Origin of the sequence: Chromobacterium sp. LK1, from assembly GCF_001043555.1 — a bacterium.
GTDB classification, from domain to species: Bacteria; Pseudomonadota; Gammaproteobacteria; order Burkholderiales; family Chromobacteriaceae; genus Chromobacterium; species Chromobacterium aquaticum.
In genome coordinates, this window is record NZ_LDUI01000016.1 from 93,367 (window position 1) to 115,386 (window position 22,020).

Genomic DNA, 22,020 nt, shown 5'->3' on the forward strand with positions numbered 1-22,020 from the left:
CGCGGTTTTTCCATCGTCAGGCGCTGACTATACTCGGCCGCTTTACCGTGGAGAGCGCCGATGCCGCTCCGTTTGAAACTGACCCTGGTGTACCTGTTGGGCTTTGCGCTGGACCTGATCAATATGTTCATCGTCAGCGTCGCCTATCCCGACATCGGCCACGACCTGGGCGCCTCGCTGACGCAACTGGCCTGGGTGGGCAACGCCTATATGCTGGGGCTGACCCTGGTGATTCCGCTCAGCGTCTGGCTGGCCGGCGCTTACGGCGAGCGGCGGGTGCTGCTGGGATCGCTGGCGCTGTTTCTCGCCGGCGCCGCGTTGGCGGGCACGGCTCCATCCATCGAAACGCTGATCGCCTGGCGCGCCTTGCAGGGCCTGGGCGGCGGCCTGCTGATCCCCATCGGCCAGGCCATGGTCTACCGGCACTACCCGCCGGCGCAGCGCGCGCGGCTTACCGCCTGGATCATGGGCGTGGCCTTGATCGTGCCGGCGTTGTCGCCGGCATTGGGCGGCGTGCTGGTGGATGCGCTGTCCTGGCGCTGGGTGTTGCTGGCCAGCCTACCGCTGGCGCTGCTGACCTTGCTGCTGGCGGCGGCCTGGCTGCCGCGCGAGGACGCGGCGGCGCGGCCTGGCGCGCTGGACGGCTCCGGCCTGATCCTGGTGGCGCTTGGCATGAGCGCGCTGCTGCTGGCCCTGGGCTGGCTGGGCGAGCGCGGGCATTGGCCGCGCGGCCTGGCCGCGCTGGCGGTGGCGGCGCTAGCCCTGGCGGCCTATGCGCGCGGCGCCGCCGGCAAGGCCGAGCCGGTGCTGCAACTGACGCTGCTGCGCGGGCGCTTGCTGCGAGCCGCCATGCTGGTTTATCTGTTTGTGCCCGGCGTGTTCATGGGCGTCAGCCTGGCGGCGATGCTGTATCTGCAGGATGTGCTCGGCCTCGGCGCGGCGCGGACCGGGGCCTTGATGCTGCCCTGGGCGCTGGCTTCCGCGCTGGCCATAGGCCTGACTCGGCGCGGCTTCAATCGCCACGGCCCCAAAGCCCTGTTCTTGCTGGGCATGGCGGCGCAGAGCGCCGGCATCCTGCTGCTGGCCTTGGGCGTTAGCCGCTATGATGCGCTGATGGCCGTTTACGGCTTGATGGGCTTTGGCGGCAGCCTGTGCAGCAGCACCGCGCAAAGCGCGGCCTTCCTGGACGTGGCCGAGACCGAGCTGCGGCAGGCCAGCGCGTTGTGGAATATCAACCGCCAATTCAGTTTTGGCCTGGGCGTGGCCGCGCTCAGCATGCTGCTCAACATCCTGGGCGGCGGCGTGTCCGCGTCCGCCGAGGCCTATCAAGCCTGTTTCTTCATCGCCGCCGGCCTGACCCTGGTGCCGGCCTTATCGGTGCTGCGCATCCACACCCCAACGGTGCTGGCCCTGCTGCGGCCCAGCCCCTCACAGAGAAGCTCATGACTGACAACAAGCCTTATTTCGACGAAGTGATATCCGCGCATATCGCCATCCAGCAATGGTTTTCCAGCCCGGCGGACGCCGCCGTGCTGGAAGAACTGATGGCGCGCTTCTCGCCGCGCTTCACCATGGTGGTGCCCAGCGGCGCGCAGCTGGACCTGGACGCCGTGCGGCGGCTGTTCGCCAAGGCCGGCGGCGGCAAGCCGGGTTTGGAGATTGTGGTGGATCAACTGACGCTGCTGGACCAGCACGCCGGCGGCGCGACGGTGGCGTATCGTGAAGCGCAATACCTGGGCGGCCAACCGAGCAATCTGCGGCTGGCCACCGTGGTGTTTGAGCGCGACGCGGCCGGCGCGCTGCGCTGGCGGCATTTGCAGGAGACTTTTTGCTCCGCTTGAGCGGAATGTGGCCGGAGCAGGGCGCGTCAGCAGGCGCGCGCCTGGCTGTGCTCCGGCCGCCAGATCACGCAAGACACCGGCTGGCCGCGGCGGTGGATGTCGCCGCTCAGCCGCAGGCTGCCATCGCTTTGCCATTTGGCTTTGACGGAGCTTTGCAGCCCGGAAAAGCGGTAATCGCCCAGCGTGAACTCAATGCCGTACACCGAGCCCTCCCAGCCGAGCAGGCTCAGCCGCGGGCTGTAGCTGGCGGTCATATTGTCCACTGGCAGGCCGAAGGCCTCACCCGCCTGATCCGCTTGCCAGAACAAGGACCAATTACCCTGGCCATCCCGGCTCAGCACACTGCCGGGCGGCCAGCGCACCGCGCCTAGTTCGCGCGGCCTGCCCAGCCAGCAGCCTTGCAGCCGTGGCCCCTGCGGGGTCGGCTCCAGCGTGGTCGGCATCACCTCGGCGGAAGCGCAGGGCCAGCCTTCTATCTCCTGACCGCCGCTCAAGCCGGCTTCCAGCATTCGTGAGCCAGGTTCCTGCTTCAGGCTGACGATGCTCAGCGGCCCCAGCGCCAGCGGCGCGCTGCTTTCCGCCTTGACCGGCTGGCGGCTTCCATTGTCTTGCTCGTAAACGATATGGCTGCCCGCGGGGAAGGACACCCCGGCCAGCGTCACCGGGCTATCGGCGGTTTCTCCGCCGACGGGGTTCAGCCGCTCGATGAAGAAGCCGGCCGCCAGCTGCAAACCCAGCCACAGCAAAGGCGCCAGCAAGAACAATAAGCTCAGCCCGAAGCGGGCGCGGGGTTTGCGCCGGCGCAGCGCGTAAAACAGCAGGCCGCTCAGCAGCAGCCACACCGCCGCGCCTATCAGCAGCAGATTGATGAGGAACAAGCCCAGCCCGGCCATATCGGCCAGGCAGGTCTGCGGCAACAGCAACAGGATGGACAATAGCGACAGCGCGCGCGGGTAGGTCATGGCCGGCGGTGAGAGAGGGAAACCGGCATTCTGCACCAAAGCCGCCGGTGCGAGTAGCCGACGCGAAAAAGCCGCCTGACGGCGGCCGGCATCCTTGCGGAGGCGATTACAAGCGGAAGCGCGCGGTTACGCCCTGCAGATTCTGCGCCAGCGCGTTGAGCTGGCTGGAGGTGGTGGCCAGCTCTTCCACCGTGGCGCTGTTTTCCTCCGCCATCTGCGACACCCGCTCCATGCTCTGCGCCAGGTTCAGGCTGGCGGTGCGCTGCTCGCTCAACGCGCTGGTGATATTGCCGATGGACTGCACGATGGAGTGGGTGCTGCCTTCGATCTCCTGCATGGAATCCGTGGCCTGGCCGGCGCCGTCGGACACCGTGCCCACGCTGGTCAAGCTCTGCTCCATGCTGCCCACCACCCGGTTAGCGCTGCCCTGGATTGAACCAATCATCTGGGTGATTTCCTGGGCGGAACTGGTGGTGCGCTCCGCCAGCTTGCGCACCTCATCCGCCACCACCGCGAAGCCGCGGCCCATTTCGCCGGCGCGCGCCGCCTCGATCGCCGCGTTCAAGGCCAGCAGATTGGTCTGGTCCGCCACGTCGCGGATCACCGTGACGATATTGCCTATCTTCTGCACTTCCTGGGTCAGGCCCTTCATTTGATCCGAAGTGGCCGCCACCGAGGTGGACACCGATTCGATATTTCCCACCGAAGCCTTCACCGCATGGCCGCCGCGGCTGGCCAGATCGCCGGCCATTGCCGCCTGGCGCGACGCCTCGTTGGAATTGTCCGCCACATGGTTGATGCTCACCGTCAGCTCTTCGATGGTGGCGGCGGCCTCGGAAGTGGCCTCGGACTGGCGCTGCGCGCCATGGGCCACCTGCTCGGACATGCTGGCCAGCTCATGGGCGGAGTCCGACACCTCGTTGGCGTTTTTCTGGATATTGGCCACCACCTCGCGCAGGCCCTGGCGCATTTCCTGAATATCCTTGGCCATGGCGATGGCCTCGTCGCGCGCCTCCGGAATCGGCTCATCATGGCCGGACAAATCGCCCTGCTTGATATTACGCACCAACTGCGCGGATTTTTTCAGCGGCACCGTCACCAGATTGGCGATGAACATCGCCACCGCCACCGCCACAAGCAGGGCGATCACCGCCACGGTGATCAACACCGTCACCGCTTCGCTCTGAGCGGTCTTGCTGTCCGCAATCGATTTTTGCATCAAGTCTTCCTGGAAGTCCGACATCTCCTTCAGCGACTTGATGAAATTATTATTGGCCGGCGCGAAAGTCTTCATCAGAAAGGTTTTGGCTTCCTCGTTCTTGTTGGCGCGCGCCAAGGCGTACAAGGGTTCAAACTGAGCGCCCAGATTGGAGCTGGCCGTCTTGAGCTTGTCGAACAGCTCCTTCCCCTTGGGCGTGGACAGCAGCTTTTCCATCTGATCCATATTGACCGCGTTGGCGGCGCGCAAATCCTCCACCTTCTTGAGATTGGTCTCGGTCTCCTCCGGCGTCTGCACGATGATGGCATTGCGGATGTAGCGGCCGATGTCCAGCGTGGTGACGCTGATCTTGTTGGCCAACACGATCTTGGGATAACGGTCCTCGGTCACATCGCGGATCTTGGAATCTATGGTGTTCAACTTCATCATCGCCACCGCCACGATGATGGCGATCAACAGAATCAGCAGGCCAAAGCCGGCCAAGAGTTTTTGCTTGACGGTCAACTGGTGCAGCATGGAGCGCTCCCCCGAACAGATTGTGTCTATTGTGCAGCGGCGCGCCTGCCAGAGCGGCGGCCTCTTGCTGAAACATAGTTGCCGGATTGGGCTAGATCAAACCATGCTTAATCAAGCACTTCAATTTTTTGCTAGTGGAAGAATGGGAGCGGTCGAAGAGGGCGAGCGGGTGGCGAGGGCATGCCGGGTGAATGGTGTTGGCGGAGGTTTCAGGATGACCCCCGCCGTTGGGAAATTAGCGAGTTTTTATCAAGTAAATCGGCTGAACAATGAGGCTGATGAAAGTCAAATGCGCAATGAAATAGAACATCATTACATGACATGACGCCAAGATTGAATAAAGTATCGGGTTGGTGGCTGCTGCTCGAATGATATGGCTGCCAGACTCAAGGTTGGAACCGTCAAAATAAGTAATGTACACCATGAAGGCAAGCATTCCACCGATGGTGAATAGCGAAAGAGTCACTCGTTTCCAGTTGAAATAGCTGAAATCCAAGTTGCTGATGGTGAAAGCTCGACTAATTAAATAAATAATTGCGACAAAGTAAACTGGGGTGCTGAGGCGAATGTACGAGAAAGTCACGGCAGCTGTGTTCTTTAGCATTTCAGATTGCATGCCGCCAGAACCCATTAAATGCTTGAGAGACAAGAAGTTGAAGATTGGAGCTAGAGATGAGTCCCCCATTAGCTGTGATGCGATTCCGATAAGCAGAATGGGCGTTATGCTGGCAAATATGAAAAAATAAAGCAAAGGAGATTTTTTTAATATGGACATGATGACTTTTTATTGTGTCTTTTGAAAGAAACCCTCCTGAAAGGGAGGAGTACAGGATGTTTGATTTGTCTGAGTAAATTTCATTTTTTTAGCTCTTGAGTTTTGCGGAATTGGGAGGGTTGATTGTTTTGGGCGAAAAGGTAATAAATGAGAGCGAACCCTTATTTAGAAAGGAGATCGTTGACACCCCCAAGCGTCATAATAAGTGCTGGTGCCACCTTGCATATGGATAGATGAGGGTGTTTTCAAGAGAGTGGTTAGTTAAAGATCATATTGTTGATTTTATCCATTCTTTCAGGAGTGAAAAAGGCGGCAGCTACAAGATACGAAACAACAAGAGCGACTGTGCCAACTCCTGATACAGCAAAAGTGCCTAATGCTAGCTTGTACGCAAATGCAATTGCAAATGCCGCTGCTGCGCCGGCAGCCATGCTTTCAAACTCTAGCAGCAATGGCTTCCAATTGTTTGTTTCAATTCCGATAAGTATTTTGTCATAGATTGACTCTATTTGCAATGCCTTGCCTGCATATCCAAACCCTTTGGACATTTTTTGCATGCTATCACCAATGTCTTGGTAGTCAATGGTATGCACAGCTTTTCTGATGGTTTCAATATCCTCTGGAGCAATTTTCATGTGAGGGTAGCTTTGCAATTTTGCTAACATTTCCATAGCCTGATCAAATGGCACTGCATTGGCATTTCGAAAGTTGCTGCGTAATGCTATGGATAAATCGTTGAAGCGCTTGCCGAAGGCTTTGAAAGAAACTTCGGTGGCGGTAGAAATGTATTGCAGTGAGCTTTTTGTTTCTTGAACATCAATTGCTATTTGACCAAGTCGCGATTGCTTCGCATAAAATGTATCAAATATTTGTTGATCTCGATCTGATAGGTCCATGTTCTTAGAAAAAGCTTGGGCCGCTAGATCAAATCTTTTGTTTTTACAATGCTCCACAATGTCAGGGTTGCTTCTTAGCCCTTTTTGAGAACTGTCGTCATTTAGTGCATGTAGGCACATTCTGAGTTCGTTTCCAATATTGTTAATGCTGTTCACTTCACTGGGAGAACGATATTGAGAGGGGATCTGAGGAGTGGGAGTAGTTATTTTTTTGTTGATGGATATATCGTCTCGATACATCTTTGAAATAAAGTTCTTGTCAATGGTGTTTCCTAATATTTCGTAGTTCTTTATTAAAATTTTAGAGAATTTTTCAAAGCTGTCATAATTTTCTTTTGCCACTTTTATAAACGTTGGTCCACCCAAGGTTAGCAGTTTTTTTTCATCCATTCCCTGTTCAAGTCTTTTGACTGAGTTTTCGAAAATGACGCACTTTAGTTTTCCGCATTCAGGACAAATGCCTTGATTTTCTTTGTAGTCCTTTATGTGATCTACAAAGCAGGCGGACACTGTGTAGCCGTGTGAAGAGGCGGATGTCCCGAAACTGGCGGCTTCTGCGTTTAGAATGAGCATGGGTGGGGTTATCAAATCGTCTTGCATTATTTTCTCTTATCTAAATTGTTGCTTGGAGACTGCTGTCTTGGTTAAGACAGGATGATTTTAAATAAGGCGTTATTAATTGACGATGTGAACTGTTTCAGTTTTGTTTGGAACTGGATTTCAAAGAGTGGCGTTTATCTGTTTTGCTGGATTTGATCTGGACTTGGGTTTTTATGGGAGGAAGCTGGTTGGAATGATTTCGGTGGGCTGGTTTTTGAGAGGCACGGCTTGGGGGTAAGAGCCTGTTTCAAGTCTCGCGAGCAAGAGCAAGACAAGGCGAAGACGAGCGAAAAAGCGGAATGTACCGGTGGAACATGAGCATTTTGAGCTTGAACTCGCCATGCCCGGCTGTACGAAGCGCAGCAAACCTTGAACAGATTCTTAGGCTGCAAGGCTTGATGCTGATGTCACGTCATTTCATCGCATGATTTGACATTGTTTTTTTGTGATCTATAAAAATGCATAAAGCATTTTTATGCGCCGAATGCACATCAGCCATGCTGCCTGAGCCGCGTGTCTGGCGGCCCTGACTTCAAGCGCCTCATCTATCAACAGGAGAAACTCCATGCGTCAAAGCATCTGCAAACCCCTCGTCCGCCTGTCCGCCGTGCTTGCTCTGCTGATGGCCGCCAGCCTGGCCCACGCCGTTGAGTGTCGCGCCATCCCCAGCGTCAAGAGCAGCGGCGTATCCGCCAGCAACAACGCGGCGGGCGGTCACCTCAACCAGCATATCTACGGCGCGACGCCGCCGGCCGGCACCAGCCAGGTGGGCAAGACCCTGTTCACCAGCGTGGAGGAATACACCGGCTTCTGGAACAACTACGTGGACCCCAAGAAATACACTGGCGTCGCGGTCCAGTGCTCCGGCAACCACGCTCGCCAGAGCGTCACCGTCTACAGCGTGCTGAAGAAAGACAAGATCGGCGGCTACAGCTGCACCGGGGCGGACGCGGCGGGCAGATGTAATGCGCAGACCCGCTCGCAGTTCTCCAGCGTGCAGCTGGATTTTGAAGTGGTGAAAGGCAACTGGATTTTGCTGACCGCCTATCCGGTGAATTGAGTAGTCTGGCTGGGCTAGTCGGCTAATCGCGCCGGCTGGCGGCGGCGATGGCGGGCAAGCCCGTCATCGCCGTTCCCCGTCCAATCGCCGGCGCCACCAGGGCCGCGCCGGCGGCCAGCGCCAGGCCGAACAGCAGCAGGGCGGTGGGCGCGCCCAGGCGGTCCACCAGCAGACCGGTGAAAATCACCGGCAGGCTGAAGCCGATATAAGCCAATAGAAAGAAGCCAGCACTGGCGCGCGGCTTCTCCGCGCCGGCCAGCGCGTTCACCGCGGACAAACCGCCCAGATAAGTGAAGCCGTAGCAAGAGCTGCTCGCGCCGAGCGCGCCCAACAACACCGCCGCCAGCGAACCCTGGGTCGCGCCCCAGGCCAGCAGCGCATAGCTGAGCGGCAGCACCAGCAAGCCCAGGCGCACCGCGCGGCCTGGCGGCATCGCGCGGGCCAGCGGCTGGAACAGCAGGCCGCAGCTGATCACGGTGAAAGTGGAAAACCCGGACCAGCGCGCCAGCCCATGCGCGGCCAGCACCGACGGCAATACCGCGATCACCAGCCCCACCGCCGCCCAGGCCAGCAGAATGGCCAAGCCGAAGGGCAGGCTGCCGGCGGGGAAATAGGGCGGGCGCAGCATGGAGGCGTGACGAGCGCGCGGTGCCGGGTCCGGCAGCCCGGCCACCGCCAGCAGCGCCGTGCCGGCCAGCGCCAGATGCAGCCAAAAGCTGGCCGGCGTCAGCGTGCTCTGCCACAGCAGGCATACGCTGGTCAGCGCCGCGCCCAGGCCAAAGCCCAGCGAGGTGCTGGCCGTCACCCACAGCGTGGCGCGGCGCGTATCCTGCTCCGCCATCAATTCTCCCATATAAGCGGCGCCGGCGGCGGAAGCCAGCGCGGTGCCGGCGCCCAGCAGAAAGCGCGCCACGGCCAAGGCCTCCAGCCGCGGCCACAGCGCCATGACGGCGGTGGCCAGCATCGCCAGGGTCAGCGCCGCCAGGATCAAGGGCTTGCGCCCCAGCCGGTCCGGCAGGCCGCCCAGCGCCAGCAGCACCGGCAACACCCCCAGCACATAGGCGGAAAACGCGGTGGCGGTGGCCGCCGCGCCCTGGCCGGCCAGCTGCGCGTAAGCGGTGTACAGCGGTGCTTGCAGATTCACCGCGCACGTGATCAGGCACAGGCCGAAGGCCAGCCGGGCAGGGTGGCGTGTGTTCATGCCGCCTCCGGGAATAAAAGAGACACGGCGGGACAAACAGTATGGGCGAACAGTGGAACAGTCATAAGTGATGGCCTGGCGATGAAAAGGGCGCGACACGCCACTATCCGGCCGCTCCATGACGGCAACAAGTGACAGCCGCGGCCATTTGCGCTTAACTGTTTGCTCGTTATCAGCAAACAGTGAGCCCGCCATGCGGCTAGAACTCGACCGCGCCAGCCGGCAGCCGCTGGCGCAGCAAATCGCCGATCAATTGCGCGCCTGGATACGGCGCAGCCGGGTCCGCCCCGGCACCCGGCTGCCCTCCATCCGCCAACTGGCCAAGGAGCAGCAGCTCAGCCAGTCCTGCGTGATCGACGCCTACGACCGGCTGGTGGCGCTGGGCCTGCTGGAATCGCGCCACGGCGCCGGCTTCTTCGTGGCCGCGCCGCCGGGCCGCGAGGAAAGCGAATGGCGGGAAACCATGGAACCGGCCTGGGGCCAGTTCAGCGACAGCGGCGAGCAACTGAAACTGGGCTGCGGCTGGGTGCCGGACAGCTGGCGGGACCAGGAGGAACTGGGCTACGCCATCCGCCACATCACCCGCTGTCAGCCGGCGGACCTGTTCGACTACAGCACCCCGCTGGGCCTGCCGGCCTTGCGCCGGCAACTGCAACAGCGGCTGCGCCAGATCGATATCCATGTGGAACAGGAACAAATCCTCACCACCAACGGCGGCAGCCACGCGCTGGACCTGCTGGCGCGCGCGCTGCTCAAGCCCGGCGACACCGTGCTGGTGGAAAGCCCCGGCTACTACAATCTGTTCAACCTGCTGAAATTCCACGGCATAGACATGCTGGCGGTGCCGCGTGCCGGCAACGGGCCGGACCTGGCGGCGCTGGAAGCCATCCTCGCCCGGCATCGGCCCAAATGCCTGTTCATCAACAGCCTGTTCCATAACCCCACCGGCACCTGCGTGACGCCGGCGGTGGCGCACCGCCTGCTGCAACTGGCCGAGGCCCACGACTTTCTGATCGTGGAAGACGACATCTACGCGGATTTCCAGAACCACCCCGGCGTGCGTTTGGCGGCGCTGGATTCGCTGCGGCGGGTGATCTACGTGTCCAGCTTCTCCAAAACCCTCAGCTGCTCGCTGCGCGTCGGCTATGTGCTGGCCCAGCCGGAGCTGATCCGCCAGCTGGCCAATATCAAGATGTACACCGGCATCGGCACCCAGCGCTTTGCCGAATGCGTGGCGGCCCAGCTCTTGTCCAGCGGCGCTTACCGCAAGCTGACGCAAAGGTTGCGGCTGCGGCTGAACCGGCAAATGGCCGCCACGCTGCAAACGCTGGAGGCCAACGGCTGGCAAGTGTTCGCGGAGCCGCAGGGCGGCATGTTCGTCTGGGCGCGCACCGGCCGCCACAGCTTCGAGGACATGCAGGCAGAAGCCGCCAAGCGCGGAATCCTGCTGTCGCCGGGCAGCGGCTTCATGCCCGGTGGTGAGGACAACGATTGGCTGCGGATCAATGTCGCTTATGCGGGCGATGCGCGGGCGCTGGAGTTTTTTGAGGCGTTTAAGAGTGGGTGAGGGGGCGGATCAGGTTGTGGGGGAGCTTGATCGATGGATTCATGCGGTGGCTTGTGTTTACCTAGGAGCCTGTTCCCGATCTTTATTGAATCCGCTGCGCGAATGATGATTTTGATTGCCGGGGCTGCCCGGCGGGCAGGAAGGGGAATTTGCTCGGCCAAATTCCCCTTCACCCCAAAGGCCGCCCTGCAAGCCTGGCCTACGGCTTCCCGCCGGTTCCCGTCAGGCCCGAGGCGCGGCTGAACTCGCGATTTGCTAACGTCAAATCGCTCAAACAGGGCAGCCGCTTAAAACCTCGGGCCTGCCACCCGACGGCAGGCTTGAAGGGACCTAGGGCGCATCGGATACGCGGTTTCCTGTGTAGCTATGCAAGGTTTCAAAGCACTAAAACTCTCAGATTGATCAAGGAGACTATTGATGTCGAATGACAAAGAACTGGCCGCTCGGGACGCCCAGCGCGATCTGGGGGCGGAACTGCTGGAGTCCGTGCGCCAGATGAAGGCGGACCAGGCCGCCCGGCGCACTCAGGTTACGCCCACGCTGGCCGCACAAGCACGTTCGCAGATGGGCATGTCCCAGACGGAGTTCGCGGAGTTGCTGGATGTCAGTAAGCGCACGCTGCAGGAGTGGGAACAAGGCCGGCGCATGCCCACCGGCGCGGCGCAAACCTTGCTGCGGGTGGCGGTACAGCACCCGGAGGCGTTGCGGGAGCTGAAGCCTGTCTAAGTTGGTGTTTGAATAGGAAACAGCCTCTCGTTTGAGAGGCTGTTCTGTTTATGGTGTTGTGGCCGGCGCGAGCGAGGAGGGGGCATGGTCCCGAGGATGGCATCGATTAAAAGCGGATAAGGATTTGGCTCTATTTCCTGAGCGCGCTTTGGCCAGGGCAGCTACCGTCTTCGGAGGCCATCATCACACCATTTGCCGTTGAGCAAAACGTACCACCTAGCGTCAAACCATTCGCAAATCCGCTTGGATGCCAGTAGGTGCTTACGACCTCCAATGGACTTGAGCTTGGGAAAGGTTTGGGGGCTTGCTTCACCTTGTACTTCCCTGGAACCGTTTCGCCATAAATTAAACATTCAGCTGACTTGACCTTGTACAGCTCCGCTTCGTTGCGCGAGGTGGCATCCACTTGCCAAATCGCTTGCGCACCATCCGCCGTTGTCGTGTAAACCGTGATGGAAGTCAAAACCAGCCCCTTGGCAGGGATGGCAATGGACTTGTTGGCTGATCGGTAGCTGTCCACCGAGAAGCAGGTTTTTCCCGAGCCGGCATTCCTGGCAGTGATAACGCCTTGGTAAAGGGAAGAAGCCGTAGCAGTAAGGGCAAGGGTACAAAGAGCTATGCTGCTAAGGAGTGAGTGGAAGGAGTTGGCGCGCATGTTTGGGACCTTTAAAGATAATCGCCAAAATCTTTGTATGTAGAGAAGCTTGAAGCCTGTTTTGTCGTTTATTTTACTAGGCGTAGACCATACTCTTTAACTGTGGAATTTGGAGGTCGTACTCCTTGTAAATTTTCGGCTGTTGAACTATCAGTAAGCGAGAGGCCAAAAGTTAGCTTATCAAGTTCACTGACGTGTAAATTTAGGCGTCGTGAAATTTCAACTCTACCAATTCCTTCTTTTCGCAAGGTCGTCAGTACTTTTTGCAGTATTTGAGAGTTTTCATGTGGGATTGGCTCTGGCTCACTCTTGCGGTAGCCCATTTTAGATAATTCTATGCAGATAGATCGATTAACCCATTCTGAAGTTAGTTCTAGTTTGTGGAGTCGATAATTAAGTGCTGCCACTGATACTCCCCATTCTTTTTTTATTTGTATTAGGGTGGGAATGGTCACGAAGCGAGGTGCTTTTGCAAGTATTCCTCCTCGCGGCATTAAAAAAGATGAAGCAAAGTCATTAGCTTCTTTTTCTGCATCTACTCCTTGGCAGTGCCCGTGGCGATGCAGTATTAGGTGGCCCAATTCGTGAGCTGCATCAAAGCGACTATGCTCAGCTGTTTTTTGAGTATTAAGAAATACAAAAGGCTGGTCTCCATGCCACATGGAGAATGCATCTACTTCAACTGCATTAATGTCAAGGGAGAAGACTTTAACGCCTTTGGCTTCGAGTAGATGAACCATGTTGTGAATACCACGCTCTCCCAGTCCCCACTCATTACGTAGTGCAATAGCAGCTATTTCGGGGTCGATTCCTGGTTCAAAACGAGGTAAATCAGGTTTTGGTAAATCAAAATTGTCATCTATCCATTTGCTGAATATGAGTGCGATGGAGCCAGCAGACAATGCCATGTCACGCTGAGCGGCCTTCATTCTTTTAAGGGAGCGAAAACTTGCTATGTCTGGCGACAAAATTTCTAAGTTGTCACCTTCAAAAAAACTGAGAGGAAAGCCAAGAACTGAGGAAAGCCTTTCTAAGCTTTCCTCAGATGGGTTCATCTCTCCGCTTTCGTAGTTTTGAACGGTCTTTTCTGTTGCGCCTATTTGACTTGCTAGCTGGCGCTTGGTCAGACCACGGCGTTGTCTAGCCACAGTCAAGCGAGAGGGATTAAACATTTTGATACTGATACCGGTATTAAGCAGTTTTCCTACGTACGGGAACGTCGAGTGGTATCCCAATGTCGTCATCGGTGAGCCTGGTAACATCGGGTTGATCACTCAAGTCGATCTCGTTCAAGATAATTCGTTCTTCCCAAACAGTGATTTTACCAAGTTGAACGTCAAATACAGAGGGGAAGGATAATTCAGAACGTAGGACGGGCTGATGTTGATTTGTTATGTCAAGATGGTAAAGGAGTACCCACGTTTTTAGAATCTCGGAGGTATCATCTTGTGCTTGAGGTAATGTTTCGGGAAACATCTCTATTGTTAATGTGTTTCGTAGGACGGCCTGTTGAGTTTTTATACCTTTACTCGTTTTGTTACTGGGGTAGCCATGCAGCCTGCCTGTTTGCTCATCCCCGGTATACACAACAATACCAAAACTTTTATCTGGGGCAATGGTGACAGGAAGATTATGATGGCTCTCCGCCTGCCAGCCATCAGGGCAGACTTGTAGACGCAAGCTTTCGACTGTATACGCCCATTGTGCCTGGCCAGGGAAGGTTCGTGGCAAGAGTGGACCACAGTTTAGGCGCTGTGTCACACCCGTAGTGAGTGCATTTTTCAAGATATCTTTTGTCACGCTAAGCTGTTGAAGGCGTGCAGCCACATCGTGTTCTTCCCACAGGACTGGAAGGGTAATGCTTTCGATTTTCATATGATCTACGTACCAAGAAAGGATTGTGCTTGAAGGTTCTTCTTTTTACCTCATTTTTGAGGTGAAAACAAGAAGTTGATTGTGCGGCTTGACCCCATCCTTCCACTCAGCAACAATCCCCCCCGTGCCGTTCTATACCGGCACTGGGCGTGAGAACCCATCCTTGAGTTATCGACTGCGGGCGAAGTGCGGCTATCCGTGCATTTCGCGCGTCCTGTTGCGTCTGTATGGCGGACCGGATGGGGTAGCCTTCTGGTTGGCCAGCTCGCAGTCGCTGGTTTCTCACGCTCTGTTCGGTCTGCCTTCCCCCGTGAGAAGGGGATGGCGGTACTTCCACAGACTGCAGGAGAAATGTCATGTCAAAGAAGCTCTCTCCGATTCCTGTTTCCTTGTTTGACCTTGCCGACTTCCCCAACCCCCGTCATTCCCGCTACCGCTTCCCCTCCAGTGAAGCCAAAGACCTCCGTCTGCCCTTTGTCCGCCGCGTGCCGGGCCGCACTTATCCGCATTACTGGCAGCCGGCGGAGCCCAGGGATTATTCCGAGGCTTGCGCCATTGGCCGTCAGTACGCCGCGCATCTGGCCCAGTTGTTGAAGACCAATCGCCAGCATGCGGCGCGTGGGCTGTTGTTCCGCATCACCAGCGATATGGATTTTGCCGACAAGAGCCACCGCATCGGCCTGTGCAAGGGCTTTTTCAATTATCTGGAGATGTTGCTGAACCTGGCGGTGGAGCGGGTGGATCTGGCGCAGCATGTGGAGGCGGTGCAGCGGCTTTATCTGTGTCTGGAGCAGATAGCGCAGGCGCAAACGCAGAAGCGTTACCGCAAGCGAGGGCAGGGCCGCTAGCGCGGCGGAGTCGCCCATGAGGAACGGCCCCTAGGGGCCGTTTCGTTTCACTATTGTAAGTGGCTTAGAATGCGAAGTGCTCGTCCTGCAACTCCATCAACGGCTTGGCGCCGGCCTTGAGCTTGGCCAGCAGGCTGTGCACTTCCGGGAACAGCTTAGCCATATAGAAGCGGCCGGTCAGGATCTTGGCCTGGTAGAAGCCGTCTTCGCCGCCGCCCAGCTTGGAATGCGCCACTTCCGCCATTTGCGCCCACAGCCAGGCGTAGCTGAGGTGGCCGATCAGGCGCAGGTAGTCGGTGGCGGCCGCGCCGGCTTCGTCGCGGTTCTGCATGCCGGCCATGCCGATGCCCATGGTCACTTCGCCCACGTCCTTCAACAGCTTGGCCAGCGGGGCCACGTAGTCGGCCAGTTTGTCGTTGCCTTCATTGGCCTGGCAGAACTTGTGGATCTGCTTGGTGAACTTGCGCAGCTTCTGGCCCTGGTCCATCAGCACTTTGCGGCCCAGCAGGTCGATGGCTTGGATGCCGTTGGTGCCTTCGTAGATCTGGGAGATGCGGCAGTCGCGCACCAGTTGCTCCATGCCCCATTCGCGGATGTAGCCGTGGCCGCCGAACACTTGCATGCCCAGGTTGGCGGCTTCGTAGCCGTTGTCGGTCATGAAGGCCTTGGCCACCGGGGTGAGCAGGGCCACGAGGTCGGCGGCGTCCTGGCGGGCGTCGGCGTCCGGGTGTTTGTCTTCTATGTCCAGTTGCAGCGCCAGCAGGCTGGTCAGCGCGCGGCCGGCTTCGGTGTAGGCTTTCTGGGTCAGCAGCATGCGGCGCACGTCCGGGTGGACGATGATGGGGTCCGCCGGCTTGTCCGGGCATTTGTCGCCGGAGAGCGAGCGCATTTGCAGGCGTTCGCGCGCATAGGCCAGCGCGCCCTGGAAGGAGGCTTCGCCTATGCCCAGGCCTTGCATGCCGCAGCCCAGGCGGGCGGCGTTCATCATGGTGAACATGCAGGACAGGCCTTTGTTGACTTCGCCAATCAGATAGCCCTTGGCGCCGTCCAGGTTGATCACCGCGGTGGCGTTGGCCTTGATGCCCATCTTGTGTTCCAGGCTGCCGCAGGCCACGGGGTTGCGGCTGCCATCTTCGTGGAACTTGGGCACGATGAACAGGGAGATGCCCTTCACGTCCTTGGGCGAGTCCGGCAGGCGGGCCAGCACCAGGTGGATGATGTTGTCGGACATATCATGTTCACCGGCGGAGATGAAAATCTTGGTGCCGGTAATGCTGTAGCTGCCGTCGCCGTTGGGTTCGGCGCGGGTTTTGAGCAGGCCCAGGTCGGTGCCGCAGTGCGGTTCGGTCAGGCACATGGTGCCGGTCCAGCTGCCGTCCACCAGTTTGGGCAGGTAGGTCGCTTTTTGCGCTTCGGTTCCGTGGGCATGAATGGCAGAATACGCGCCGTGGGACAGGCCGGGGTACATGGACCAGGCCACGTTGCTGGAGCACTGCATTTCCATGATGGGGAAGCTCAGCGCTTTGGGCATGCCCTGGCCGCCGTAGGCCGGGTCGCAGTCCAGCGCCGGGAAGCCGAGTTCACAGTATTGCTGGTAGGCTTCCTTGAAGCCGGGCGGGGTGGTGACGGATTTGGTGGAGCTGTCGTAGTGGCAGCCTTCTTCGTCGCCCTGGCGGTTCAGCGGCGCCAGTTCGCTTTCACAGAACTGGGCGGCGGCTTCCAGGTAGGAGCGGAAGATGTCCTGGGTGGCTTCTTCGTAGCCGGGCAGGGTGGGGATGATGTCCTGTACCTTGATCAGCTCGTGGAGCACGAAATCGAAATCCCGCAGCGGGGCTTGGTATGCAGGCATGGGTCTCTCCTGTTGGTTTTGCGCGGCCTGGACTTTGCGGCCCAGGTCTGTAGTGTTTGGGTTCGCCCTGCGCTTGGGCGAATAATTCAAACGCTTGTTTAAATTATCGACGGGGCTTTGACAAGCTTTTCGCGCTTTCCCCGGCGGTGAGTGTGGTTTAACGGCAACGGGCGCGGATGAGGGATTGATACATTCCAGATGACTTGGTTTAGACGCAAGGTACGCAAATGGGTTGCCTACCGGCATCATTGGTTTCAGAAGCCCGGCTTGCGCCGGCTGGCGCCGTATTTGGACCGGCCGGCGTATTGGTCGCTGAACCGGCGCAAGGTGGCGATGGGGGTGGCGGTGGGTTTGTTCGCCGGCCTGATGCCCGGCCCCACGCAAAAGGTGACGGCGGTGACGCTGGCTTTGCTGATGCGGGTGAATCTGCCGGTGGCGGTGCTGTTCACGCTGTACACTAACCCTTTGACCGTATTGCCGCTGTATTTTCTGGCTTATGCTTATGGCAAGCTTTTACTGGGTGATCCGGCTGCGGGTACAATGACGCCGCCGCCCGGTTGGGGGCAGTTGAACCTGGCGGAGTGGTGGCGCTTGACGCTGGACTGGCTGGCCGATCTGGGCTGGCCTTTGCTGGTGGGGCTGCCGGCGCTGGGGCTGACGTTCGGTGTGATCGGCTATGTGCTGACCCGGCTGCTATGGCGCTGGGCGGTGGTCAGCGCCTGGAAAAGCCGACATTGCAAAACACTTTAAGGGGCCATCGTGAATCTGCTTGAGAAGCAATTGTCGTCGGAGTTGGTGTATCAGGGTGGCTTTCTCGAGGTGCATAAGGACAAGGTGGCGCTGCCGGATGGGGCGGCGGCCACGCGCGAATACATTCTGCACCCCGGCGCGGTGGCGGTGCTGGCGCTGACGCCGGACGGCGGGCTGGTGCTGGAGCGCCAGTATCGTTATCCGGCCGGCCGCGAGTTCGTGGAGATTCCCGCCGGCAAGATAGATCCGGACGAGGAGCCGGCGGCCACCGCGAGGCGGGAGCTGCTGGAGGAAACCGGCTATGTGGCGGAGCGCTGGACGTATCTGGGCACCGCTTATCCCTGCATTGGCTATTCCAACGAGCGCATCAGCTATTACCTGGCGGAGGGGCTGAGCCAGCAGGGCAGCCGCCTGGACGAGGGCGAGTTCCTGGAGGTGCTGACGGTGCCGCTGGAAGAGGCGATGCGGATGACGCTGAGCGGGGATATCTGCGACAGCAAGTCCATCGTCGGCCTGCATTGGTTGGCCGCGCATCAGGCCGGGAGGATGGCGGGTGTCGCCGTTTGATCCCTACCGGGATCGGCGGCGCGGACGGCGCATCAGCATGGGCTGCAAGGCCCGCATCCGCTCCTTGATCAGCGGCGAAACCCATTACGGCGAGTGCGTCGATCTGTCGGTGGACGGCATGGCCTTGCGTTCGTCCTTCGTGCCGCAGTTCGGCGAGCGCCTGTCCGTCATCGTGCTGGCGCCGTCGGTGGGCGGCATGCCGGGCAAGCCCTTGGAGGCGGTGGTGGAGGTGAAGCGCTGCAATGAGGTGCAGCGCGGCCGCATCTATGAAATTGGCGTGCGCATTATTCAGCGCAAGGGCTGAGCGCCGCCGGCCGCGCGAGCGCGGCGCATGCTTTATATTCCCTTCTCTTTTTTCGCCACCTTGCGCGGTGCGAATGTTTCAATCGCCGCGCTGGAAACGGTTGATTCTCAAAGTATTTTTTTTGGGCCGATTTCCGTTTACTCCCGCTTACACGCCGCTCGTCTCCCGTTACAAAAAAAAGCTGGCGGAATTCGCCATCCATTTCAAATACTTGTATTGAATCTGGCTCGCGATCTCATATTTTGTGTGCAGGCGCTGTTTTGCCCTGCCAGCCCGTGCGTTATGCTATACCCAGAAAAAGAAGCCGGAAACAATGTGAATACTCTAATTCAGCAAGGGGAGCAGCGGATGCCGTGTGCATATCGTTTGCGCCTCTGCTACCTGCCAGGAGAGAGCCATGCACCCGGATATCTTCAGTCACTACGCTGCTCGTTACGACAAGACTCGTGAGGAGGAGTACACCATCCAGGAGTACCTGGAGCTCTGCAAGAAAGACCCCGGCGCTTACGCCACCGCCGCAGAGCGCATGCTGGCCGCCATTGGCGAGCCGGAGCTGGTGGACACTCGGCATGATTCGCGTCTGTCCCGCATTTTTTCCAACAAAGTCATCAAGGTCTATCCCGCGTTCCGTGATTTCTACGGCACCGAGGAGGTGATCGAACAGGTGGTGTCCTACTTCCGCCACGCCGCTCAAGGCCTGGAAGAGAAGAAGCAGATCCTCTATTTGCTGGGTCCGGTGGGCGGCGGTAAATCGTCCATCGCGGAAAAGCTGAAAGAGCTGATGGAGCTGGTGCCGTTCTATTGCCTGAAAGGCAGCCCGGTCAACGAGTCTCCGCTGGCGCTGTTCAACTATGACGAGGACGGCGCGCTGCTGGAAGAGGAATACGGCATTCCGCGTCGTTATCTGAAGAGCATTCCCAGCCCGTGGGCGGTGAAGCGGCTGCATGAGTTCAACGGCGACATCGGCCAGTTCCGCGTGGTCAAACGCTATCCGTCCGTGCTCAAGCAGATCGCGGTGGCCAAGACCGAGCCGGGCGACGAGAACAACCAGGATATTTCGTCGCTGGTGGGCAAGGTGGATATCCGTAAGCTGGAGAAATACGCGCAGGACGATCCGGACGCTTACAGCTACTCCGGCGGCTTGTGCCTGGCCAACCAGGGCTTGCTGGAATTCGTGGAGATGTTCAAGGCGCCGATCAAGGTGTTGCACCCCTTGCTGACGGCGACCCAGGAAGGCAACTTCAAGGGCACCGAGGGCTTTGGCGCGATTCCGTTTGAAGGCGTGATCCTGGCTCACTCCAACGAGTCCGAGTGGAAGCAGTTCCGCAACAACAAGAACAACGAGGCCTTCCTCGACCGGATCTACATCGTCAAGGTGCCGTATTGCCTGCGTGTGTCCGACGAGATCAAGATCTACGACAAGCTGATCCGCAACTCTTCGCTGGGCCGCGCGCCGTGCGCGCCGGGCACGCTGAAGATGATGTCGCAGTTCGCGGTGCTGTCGCGGCTGAAAGAGCCGGAAAACTCCAGCCTGTTCAGCAAGATGCAGGTCTACGACGGGGACAATCTGAAGGATACGGATCCCAAGGCCAAGTCCATCCAGGAATACCGCGATTACGCCGGGGTGGACGAGGGCATGAGCGGCTTGTCCACGCGCTTCGCCTACAAAATCCTGTCCAAGGTGTTCAACTTCGATCACAGCGAGGTGGCGGCCAACCCGGTGCACTTGCTGTATGTGATCGAGCAGCAGGTTGAGCGCGAGCAGTTCCCGGCGGAAACCGAGCAGAAGTATCTGACCTTCCTGAAGGAGTACCTGGCGCCCAAGTACGTGGAGTTCATCGGCAAGGAGATTCAAACCGCTTATCTGGAAAGCTACTCCGAATACGGCCAGAACATCTTCGACCGCTACGTCAGCTTCGCGGACTTCTGGATTCAGGATCAGGAGTACCGCGATCAGGACACCGGCGAGATCTTCGACCGCACCTCCTTGAACGCGGAGCTGGAGAAGATAGAGAAGCCGGCCGGGATTTCCAATCCCAAGGACTTCCGCAACGAGATCGTCAACTTCGTGCTGCGGGCGCGCGCCAACAACGGCGGCAAGAACCCCACCTGGACCAGCTACGAGAAGCTGCGCACGGTGATCGAGAAGAAAATGTTCTCCAACACCGAGGAGCTGCTGCCGGTGATCTCCTTCAACGCCAAGGCCAGCGCCGAGGATGCGAAGAAGCACGAGGACTTCGTCAACCGCATGGTGGAAAAAGGCTACACCGCCAAGCAGGTGCGCCTGTTGTGCGAATGGTATCTGCGGGTGCGCAAGTCCTCGTAAGCCATCGCGGGTCCGGCGTCGCCAGGGCGGCGCCGGAGATCGACGCGCGGCCGCTGGCGCCGGCCGCGCGGAGAATAACAACAGCTGTCAGGCGCGGCCGCCAGCGGGCGGCGGCGCCGGTACAGGCAAAGCGAGGTGCTTATGTCCCACATCATCGATCGGCGCCTCAACGGCAAGAACAAGTCCGCGGTTAACCGCGAACGGTTCCTGCGCCGTTTCAAGGCTCAAATCAAGGAGGCCGTCGCCAAGGCGGTCAAGGGGCGCAGCATTACCGATATCGAGAGCGGGGAGAAGGTCTCGATCCCGGTAAAGGATATCTCCGAACCCGTGTTTCACCATGGCAAGGGCGGCATGACGGAAAACGTGCACCCGGGCAATGAGGAGTTCGTCAAGGGCGACCGCCTGCCGCGGCCGCAGGGCGGCGCGGGCGGCGGCGGCAGCAAGGCCAGCCAGGACGGCGAGGGCGAGGACGACTTTGTGTTCCAGCTGTCGCGCGAAGAGTTCATGAATGTGTTCTTCGATGATCTGGCGCTGCCCAATCTGATCAAGACCCAGCTGATGGGCATCGAGGAAATGAAGACGGTGCGCGCCGGCTACACCAACGACGGCACGCCGGCCAATATCAATATCGTGCGTTCGCTGCGCGGCGCGCTGGCGCGGCGGGTGGCGATGGCCGCGCCGACGATGGCGACGCTGGGCGACGCCGAGGAAGAACTCGATTCCTTGATGGAGGATGACGAGGACAACACCTCGGAAATCCGCGAAAAACGGCAAAGCATCCACCGGCTGCGCGAGCGCATCGCCAGCATTCCGTGGATAGACCCGTTCGACCTGCGTTACAACAACCGGGTCAAGCAGCCCAAGCCCACCAGTCAGGCGGTGATGTTCTGCATCATGGACGTGTCCGGCTCCATGGACGAGCAGAAAAAGGACATGGCCAAGCGCTTCTTCATCCTGTTGTACCTGTTCCTGCAGCGCAATTACGAGAAGATCGAGGTGGTGTTCATCCGCCACCATACCAGTGCGGTGGAGGTGAGCGAGGAGGATTTCTTCCACTCGCGCGAATCCGGCGGCACCGTGGTGTCCTCGGCGCTCAACCTGATGGCGGAGATCGTCAAGAAACGCTACGCCGGCAGCGAATGGAATATCTACGCCGCCCAGGCGTCCGACGGCGACAACTGGGACAGCGATTCCGCCAACTGCGGCCGCATCATGGAGGAGGATTTGCTGCCTTACTGCCAATACTTCGCCTACATCGAAATCACCGAGGGAGAGCCGCAAAACCTCTGGTATGAGTATCTGAAGGTGCAGGAACGCAACCGCCAGTTCGCGATGCAGAAAATTCGTTCGGCTTCCGACATCTACCCGGTCTTCCGGGAACTGTTCAAGCGCCAGCCGGCCAATGGCCGCGCCGCCACCGCCTGAGAACGTGTTTACAATCTTGCGAGCCAAGGCGAGACCAGGCGAAAACGGCTGAGAAAGT

The 22,020-nt window shown here is 58.9% G+C and carries 21 protein-coding genes; 12 read left to right on the top strand and 9 right to left on the bottom strand.

Annotated elements, in window-relative coordinates:
* Positions 1-60: 60 nt before the first annotated feature.
* Together VI26_RS07840 and VI26_RS07845 are read left to right on the top strand one after the other, a co-directional pair.
* Positions 61-1,446, top strand: coding sequence for an MFS transporter (locus VI26_RS07840; RefSeq protein ID WP_048409182.1), 1,386 nt, complete (start codon positions 61-63; stop codon positions 1,444-1,446).
* Complete coding sequence (locus tag VI26_RS07845) at positions 1,443-1,841, top strand: hypothetical protein (protein ID WP_048409183.1); 399 nt, start codon at positions 1,443-1,445, stop codon at positions 1,839-1,841. Before VI26_RS07840 ends, VI26_RS07845 begins: the two co-directional genes overlap by 4 nt.
* 26 nt (positions 1,842-1,867) lie before the next feature.
* Here VI26_RS07845 and VI26_RS07850 read toward each other — a convergent pair whose 3' ends face one another.
* The 4 genes from VI26_RS07850 to VI26_RS23780 all read right to left on the bottom strand — a co-directional run bounded on the left by VI26_RS07850 (position 1,868) and on the right by VI26_RS23780 (position 6,809).
* Entirely contained in the window at positions 1,868-2,803 is a 936-nt protein-coding gene (locus tag VI26_RS07850; RefSeq protein ID WP_048409184.1) for a hypothetical protein, read from the bottom strand.
* Between the two features lie 106 nt (positions 2,804-2,909).
* Positions 2,910-4,538, bottom strand: a complete 1,629-nt coding sequence (locus VI26_RS07855; protein ID WP_048409185.1) for a methyl-accepting chemotaxis protein — start codon at positions 4,536-4,538, stop codon at positions 2,910-2,912.
* A 235-nt stretch (positions 4,539-4,773) separates the two neighbouring features.
* The gene (locus VI26_RS07860) at positions 4,774-5,313 is read right to left on the bottom strand and encodes a hypothetical protein (protein ID WP_048409186.1); all 540 of its coding nucleotides are present in this window, start codon (positions 5,311-5,313) and stop codon (positions 4,774-4,776) included.
* A 257-nt stretch (positions 5,314-5,570) separates the two neighbouring features.
* A complete protein-coding gene (locus tag VI26_RS23780) occupies positions 5,571-6,809 on the bottom strand; it encodes a colicin-like pore-forming protein (protein WP_082150948.1) in 1,239 nt (412 codons plus the stop codon).
* Positions 6,810-7,374: 565 nt separating this feature from the next.
* On the opposite strand from VI26_RS23780, the gene VI26_RS07870 reads away from it, so the two are divergent.
* Positions 7,375-7,869, top strand: coding sequence for a hypothetical protein (locus tag VI26_RS07870; RefSeq protein WP_048409188.1), 495 nt, complete (start codon positions 7,375-7,377; stop codon positions 7,867-7,869).
* A 22-nt stretch (positions 7,870-7,891) separates the two neighbouring features.
* Here the strand turns inward: VI26_RS07870 and VI26_RS07875 are convergent, their stop codons facing one another.
* Positions 7,892-9,070, bottom strand: a complete 1,179-nt coding sequence (locus VI26_RS07875; RefSeq protein WP_048409189.1) for an MFS transporter — start codon at positions 9,068-9,070, stop codon at positions 7,892-7,894.
* 193 nt (positions 9,071-9,263) lie between these two features.
* Here VI26_RS07875 and VI26_RS07880 point away from each other — a divergent pair, with 193 nt between their 5' ends.
* Positions 9,264-10,637: a PLP-dependent aminotransferase family protein gene (locus VI26_RS07880; RefSeq protein WP_048409190.1), complete on the top strand. Its 1,374-nt coding sequence runs from the start codon at positions 9,264-9,266 to the stop codon at positions 10,635-10,637.
* Positions 10,638-11,054: 417 nt separating this feature from the next.
* Entirely contained in the window at positions 11,055-11,363 is a 309-nt protein-coding gene (locus VI26_RS07885) for a DNA-binding transcriptional regulator (RefSeq protein WP_048409191.1), read from the top strand.
* Between the two features lie 130 nt (positions 11,364-11,493).
* Here VI26_RS07885 and VI26_RS24405 read toward each other — a convergent pair whose 3' ends face one another.
* The 3 genes from VI26_RS24405 to VI26_RS24410 all read right to left on the bottom strand — a co-directional run bounded on the left by VI26_RS24405 (position 11,494) and on the right by VI26_RS24410 (position 13,893).
* Positions 11,494-12,018, bottom strand: a complete 525-nt coding sequence (locus tag VI26_RS24405; protein WP_156183796.1) for a hypothetical protein — start codon at positions 12,016-12,018, stop codon at positions 11,494-11,496.
* Positions 12,019-12,086: 68 nt separating this feature from the next.
* Positions 12,087-13,262, bottom strand: a complete 1,176-nt coding sequence (locus tag VI26_RS23785) for an XRE family transcriptional regulator (RefSeq protein ID WP_197081419.1) — start codon at positions 13,260-13,262, stop codon at positions 12,087-12,089.
* Positions 13,210-13,893: a hypothetical protein gene (locus VI26_RS24410; RefSeq protein WP_156183797.1), complete on the bottom strand. Its 684-nt coding sequence runs from the start codon at positions 13,891-13,893 to the stop codon at positions 13,210-13,212. Before VI26_RS24410 ends, VI26_RS23785 begins: the two co-directional genes overlap by 53 nt.
* A gap of 356 nt (positions 13,894-14,249) precedes the next feature.
* Here VI26_RS24410 and VI26_RS07890 point away from each other — a divergent pair, with 356 nt between their 5' ends.
* Positions 14,250-14,741 (top strand): hypothetical protein, encoded by a 492-nt coding sequence (locus VI26_RS07890; RefSeq protein WP_156183798.1) that lies wholly within the window; start codon positions 14,250-14,252, stop codon positions 14,739-14,741.
* 64 nt (positions 14,742-14,805) lie between these two features.
* Here VI26_RS07890 and VI26_RS07895 read toward each other — a convergent pair whose 3' ends face one another.
* Positions 14,806-16,590, bottom strand: coding sequence for an acyl-CoA dehydrogenase C-terminal domain-containing protein (locus VI26_RS07895; protein ID WP_048409193.1), 1,785 nt, complete (start codon positions 16,588-16,590; stop codon positions 14,806-14,808).
* A 198-nt stretch (positions 16,591-16,788) separates the two neighbouring features.
* Between VI26_RS07895 and VI26_RS07900 the strand changes: the two genes are divergently transcribed.
* The 6 genes from VI26_RS07900 (at position 16,789) to VI26_RS07920 (ending at position 21,962) form a co-directional block, all read left to right on the top strand.
* Entirely contained in the window at positions 16,789-17,340 is a 552-nt protein-coding gene (locus VI26_RS07900) for a DUF2062 domain-containing protein (protein WP_048409194.1), read from the top strand.
* 9 nt (positions 17,341-17,349) lie between these two features.
* Complete coding sequence (locus tag VI26_RS07905) at positions 17,350-17,907, top strand: NUDIX domain-containing protein (protein ID WP_048409195.1); 558 nt, start codon at positions 17,350-17,352, stop codon at positions 17,905-17,907.
* A complete protein-coding gene (locus tag VI26_RS07910; RefSeq protein ID WP_082150950.1) occupies positions 17,894-18,211 on the top strand; it encodes a PilZ domain-containing protein in 318 nt (105 codons plus the stop codon). Before VI26_RS07905 ends, VI26_RS07910 begins: the two co-directional genes overlap by 14 nt.
* Before the next feature lie 27 nt (positions 18,212-18,238).
* On the top strand, positions 18,239-18,661 hold the full coding sequence (locus tag VI26_RS24415) for a hypothetical protein (protein ID WP_156183799.1): 423 nt from the start codon (positions 18,239-18,241) through the stop codon (positions 18,659-18,661).
* Complete coding sequence (locus VI26_RS07915; protein ID WP_019100828.1) at positions 18,609-20,537, top strand: PrkA family serine protein kinase; 1,929 nt, start codon at positions 18,609-18,611, stop codon at positions 20,535-20,537. The genes VI26_RS24415 and VI26_RS07915 overlap by 53 nt, the downstream gene beginning before the upstream one ends.
* A gap of 141 nt (positions 20,538-20,678) precedes the next feature.
* Positions 20,679-21,962 carry a YeaH/YhbH family protein gene (locus tag VI26_RS07920; protein ID WP_048409197.1) on the top strand — a complete coding sequence of 428 codons (1,284 nt, stop codon included), beginning with the start codon at positions 20,679-20,681 and terminating at the stop codon, positions 21,960-21,962.
* The last annotated feature ends 58 nt before the right edge of the window (positions 21,963-22,020 follow it).